The following is a 4,272-nucleotide window of genomic DNA, read 5'->3' on the forward strand; positions in this document are numbered from 1 at the left end:
GTGCGGCATCGAGCTTGCGGTTGAGTACCGCCAGCTGTCCCGATGCCTCTGCAATCCGGTCGATCGAGGCCACATAGAAGCCGGCCAGAACGAGGCCGGTCACGAGAATGGGCAACAGACAAAGGCCTGTGCGCCAACGCTTATTCAATGACCTACTTGCCTCCGGCGCGTCCCATCGTTCCATATGATGTCAAAGCCCTCGACTTGGCCAGTTGTCCGGGGCCCAAATGCACATTTGCTAATGATCTAAATAGGCCACTTGGCGATAGGGCGGCTGTAGTCTTGCCGCTATCGCGGCTGTGCCTGAAGCCATGCCGTGCGGAAAATACGCCGGGCAAGAGATTGCGTGGCCAAGGAGATCAGTCTTGAAGTCCATTTTTGCTATGGCGGCCTTTGCTGCTCTCAGCGTTTCCAGCCTTGCTGTGACGGCCGCTGAATTCGAAGTCCAGATGCTCAACCGCGGCGCTGCCGGTTCCATGGTGTTCGAACCCGCATTCCTGCAGATCGCCCCCGGCGACACGGTGAAGTTCGTTCCCACCGACAAGGGCCACAATGCCGAAGTCATCAAGGACATGCTTCCCGAAGGCGCGGTGAGCTTCAAGGGCAAGATCAACGAAGAGTTCAGCGTGACCTTCGATGTCGAGGGTGCCTACGCCTATAAGTGCGCCCCGCACTACGCCATGGGCATGGTCGGCATGATCGTTGTGGGCGAAGCCCCGGCGAACCTCGAAGCGCTGAAGGCAATGAAGACGCCGCCCAAGGTCGCCGCGACGTTTGAAGAGTTCTACGGCCTCATCAAGTAGCTCGCCTTCCTTCTCCATGCCGGCGCCCCTGTGGGGCTGCCGGCATTTCTATATCTAGGCGCGCTTGACGCGCTGAATGGTGCCAGCCTGCGGATCATAGCCCCGTGCCGCCAGAAAGAAGGCCACGATCGTCACCCCGAGCACGACCGGCAGAGCCACCCAATTGATCTTGCCATAGGCCGCAAACCGCATGAGTTCGACGGTATGGGTGAAGGGATTGGCGAGGGACGCGTAGTAGATCGCCTCGGCACCAGCCTCGCGCAGTTTCCAGAGCGGATAGAGCGCCGAAGACAGGAAGAACATAGGGAAGACGACGAAGTTCATCATCCCGGCAAAGTTCTCGATTTTCGGCGTATAGACCGAAACCAGAAGCCCGATGGCACCAAGCATCAGCCCGGCAAGGACGATGGCGGGCAGGATGTAAAGATCGCCCAACCCTGGAAAGTGGTAGCCGAAGAGCCGCGCCAGGATCAGGAAGGCATAGACCTGCAGCACGGACAGCACCGTGGCGCCCATGATCTTGGCAAAGAGCAGGAAGCCGCGCGGCAGCGGCGACACCAGCATCACCCGCATGACGCCGGCCTCCCGGTCATAAACCATGGACAGCGCCGACTGCATGCACTGGAAAAGCACGACGATGCCCGCAAGCCCGGGCAGGATATATTCCTGATAGGGGGTATAGGTGCGATAGGGCTCGACGATGGAGACGCCGAGCAGGTCATGCAGGCCCGTGGCAAAGACCAGCAGCCACAGAGCCGGGCGCACGATCGCCGACAACAGCCGCTCGGTCTGGCGCATGAATTTGGCGATCTCGCGCCAGGCGATGGCGTATAGACCAAGCCAGAGCTGGCCAATGCTTACTGGCATTGGTGCTCGGGCCGATCGGTGCCCAGTGTGTCGAGCGTATTGGTCTCATGCAGAAAGCCGGCGAGCGGCGCCTCGGCAATGACCGCATTGTGCGTCGCAAGGACGATCGGCATACGCATCTGCCCGTCCCAATCGCGAAAATTGAGCTGCACCCCCTTGGCTCCGTCAATGCGCAGGCGCGAACTCCGCAAATAAGCGGCGATATCCTCGTAATCATCCGAGCGCGCCTTGGCATAGGCGGTGACGATCGACTTTGCGGCGATCCAGGTGGCCCAGTCCTGCCCGGTCATGCGCCGGCCCTCGGTCAATTCTTCGAAGCGCACGGTGACCTGGGTGGAACCATCCCGATCCCAGGCCCATTGCCATTCGCTGGCGACAAGGCCCGTGGAGCCGATGATTGGTCTTGCCAATTGCGTGTCATAGGGAAGGTAGCGCGCGTATTCGCCCTCGCTATCGGCAATGTAGATGATGTCGTAGTCGGCCCCGCCCGTGATCAGCTGCGAATTGTTCGCCTCGCGATTGGCCGGGTCGGTCGAGAGCGTGAACTGGCGCTGGTCAACGATATCGAGACGAAGCCGTTCGGCAGAGGCCCGGAAAGATGCCGCCATGGCGACATCGCGCTCATGCGGCCCCACCAGCATCAACACCCGCGTCCAATTGCGCGTGCGCAGCAATTGCACCATGGCATCGGCGGTCATGCGGTCAGACGCCGCTGTGTGCAGCAGATTGGGGTAGCAGCGGGTGCGCAGAAAACCCTCCGGCGCCGTTGCGTTGATCAGCGTCACCGGCAGGTTGGTCGTTGCCGCGGCAACCTCGTCGACCAGCGCCGCGGGCAGGTCGAGAATGATGAAGTGCTCTCCGGCGGCAGACATTTCGCCCACCTTGGCGATGAGCGCCGCCGCATCCGCCGCCGCCTGATGATCGAGGCTGACCGTCTGCCCGACGGCGTCCGAAACGACCTTGAGATCGGTTACGCCCATGGTCGCGCCGTCGATCGGATTGCCGCCCGGCGCGATCTCGATACGGGTATAGACCACTTCAGGGTCATAGCGGGCATCGTCGGTCAGGCCGAGATAGCCGATGCTGACGGCCGTCTGGGCCATTGCGGTGCTGCAGCCAAGCCCCAGCGCCAGTGCCGTCAGCCCCAAAAGCCTAATCATCGATGACAACCGAATGCGGCACCCGGCCTACTGGAATGGACTGGATGGGGGTCATGCTGGCCATGTCGACGACGGTAATGTCGTCGGAAAGACCGTTGGCGACATAGGCGCGGCTTTCGTCGCTCGAAAGATCGACCGACCAGGCGCGCTTGCCCACCAGCACATATTTCAGCACGTCATGGCTCTTGGCATCGATGATGGCGATGTGATTGGCGCGACCAAGGCTCAGCAGCACCTTGCTGCCATCCTTGGTAACCGCCATGCCCACCGGGGTCACGTCTTCCTCGCGGAAACCCGGCGGTACGAAGATCAGGCTGTCGCCCTTGATCTCGTTGGTGGCCGTATCGATGATGTAGATCTCGCTCGAAAGCTCGCAGCTGACCCAAAGTTCGGACCCGTCCGGGGTCAGGATGAAGCGGCGCGGGCGCGTGCCGACGAGGATATTCTTGGTGACGGCGCCGGTCGCGACATCCACCACATGGACCATGTCCGCGACTTCCGAGGTCACATAGGCGGTCTTGCCGTCGGGCATGACCAACACGCCTTCCGGCTCCGCCCCGGTGGGGATGTCCATCACCGAAATCCGGCTTTCCATGTCGATGACTTCGAGCCGGGAATCTTCCTCGTTGGAAACGAAGAGCTGTTTCTGGTCCGGGGAAAAGGCAAAAACCTCGGGGCTGGGTCCAGTCAGGATATTGTCGACGATTTCGAGCGAAGCGACGTCGATAATATCGATCACGTCATCATCGCCGCAGGCTACATACAGTAGCGTCTTGTCGCTGTTGAAATGCATATCGCGCGGCCGGCGCGAGGTTTCGATGCGCTTGACGATTTCATAGTCGGCGTTGAGCACGACGACCTCATGGCTCTTTTCGTTCGACACGAAAATGAGGCCGGTGCCAGCGGCAAAAGCCGATGGCACCGTCGCAAGAAGACACAGCGCGCCAAGCGCCGAAGCGACAATTCCTCTCATGGTTATTTCACCACGAAAGTGCCGGAGAGGCCGCGATCCTGATAGCCATCGGCCCAGAACTTGTATTCGCCCGGGCGGACCGGCACGAACCAGATATCGATCGTGCCTTCATCGTCGAACTCGACGCTGTAAAGGCCGTAGGGTTTGACCTCGAGATCGTTGATGACGACCTGGTTGATCCAGGAATTGCGGAACAGTTCGGGGGCAACGACAGCCAGCTCTTCGCCGCCGTCATGCACCAGGCGCAGCCGGTAGTATTTTCCGGTTTCGAGCTCGAACCGGGTTTGCGAGAAGGTCAGCGTTTCGCTATTGATCGCCAGATCCGGGAGGCGGGTCGCATTGGAGGCTAGGTTACCCTCGGCTTGAGCCTGACCGACAAGACCAAAGGCCATCAATGCCCCGACGGCAGCAGGTGCGAACCACTTCATGCAATAATCCTCCGAATGCCGGTTGATCCGGCAAATTCTGA

At 60.5% G+C, this 4,272-nt stretch carries 5 protein-coding genes; 1 reads left to right on the forward strand and 4 read right to left on the reverse strand.

Annotated elements, in window-relative coordinates:
• Positions 1-383: 383 nt before the first annotated feature.
• Complete coding sequence (locus tag J0I64_RS01310; protein WP_291405659.1) at positions 384-803, forward strand: pseudoazurin; 420 nt, start codon at positions 384-386, stop codon at positions 801-803.
• Between the two features lie 54 nt (positions 804-857).
• Here J0I64_RS01310 and J0I64_RS01315 read toward each other — a convergent pair whose 3' ends face one another.
• The 4 genes from J0I64_RS01315 to J0I64_RS01330 all read right to left on the reverse strand — a co-directional run.
• Positions 858-1,670: an ABC transporter permease gene (locus tag J0I64_RS01315; RefSeq protein ID WP_291405653.1), complete on the reverse strand. Its 813-nt coding sequence runs from the start codon at positions 1,668-1,670 to the stop codon at positions 858-860.
• Positions 1,661-2,830, reverse strand: a complete 1,170-nt coding sequence (locus J0I64_RS01320) for an amino acid ABC transporter substrate-binding protein (protein ID WP_291405655.1) — start codon at positions 2,828-2,830, stop codon at positions 1,661-1,663. The genes J0I64_RS01315 and J0I64_RS01320 overlap by 10 nt, the downstream gene beginning before the upstream one ends.
• Positions 2,823-3,803 (reverse strand): PQQ-dependent catabolism-associated beta-propeller protein, encoded by a 981-nt coding sequence (locus J0I64_RS01325; RefSeq protein WP_291405657.1) that lies wholly within the window; start codon positions 3,801-3,803, stop codon positions 2,823-2,825. Before J0I64_RS01325 ends, J0I64_RS01320 begins: the two co-directional genes overlap by 8 nt.
• A 2-nt stretch (positions 3,804-3,805) precedes the next feature.
• Positions 3,806-4,272 (reverse strand): hypothetical protein (locus J0I64_RS01330; RefSeq protein WP_366933671.1); only part of this gene is annotated, 467 nt, incomplete at its 5' end.

Source organism: Devosia sp., from assembly GCF_017307565.1.
Classification (GTDB): domain Bacteria; phylum Pseudomonadota; class Alphaproteobacteria; order Rhizobiales; family Devosiaceae; genus Devosia.

Excerpts from the sequence above, each read along its gene's own strand:
- J0I64_RS01310 (WP_291405659.1), top strand. The coding sequence starts at position 384 with ATGGCGGCCTTTGCTGCTCTCAGCGTTTCCAGCCTTGCTGTGACGGCC.
- J0I64_RS01315 (WP_291405653.1), bottom strand. The coding sequence starts at position 1,670 with ATGCCAGTAAGCATTGGCCAGCTCTGGCTTGGTCTATACGCCATCGCC.
- J0I64_RS01320 (WP_291405655.1), bottom strand. The coding sequence starts at position 2,830 with ATGATTAGGCTTTTGGGGCTGACGGCACTGGCGCTGGGGCTTGGCTGC.
- J0I64_RS01325 (WP_291405657.1), bottom strand. The coding sequence starts at position 3,803 with ATGAGAGGAATTGTCGCTTCGGCGCTTGGCGCGCTGTGTCTTCTTGCG.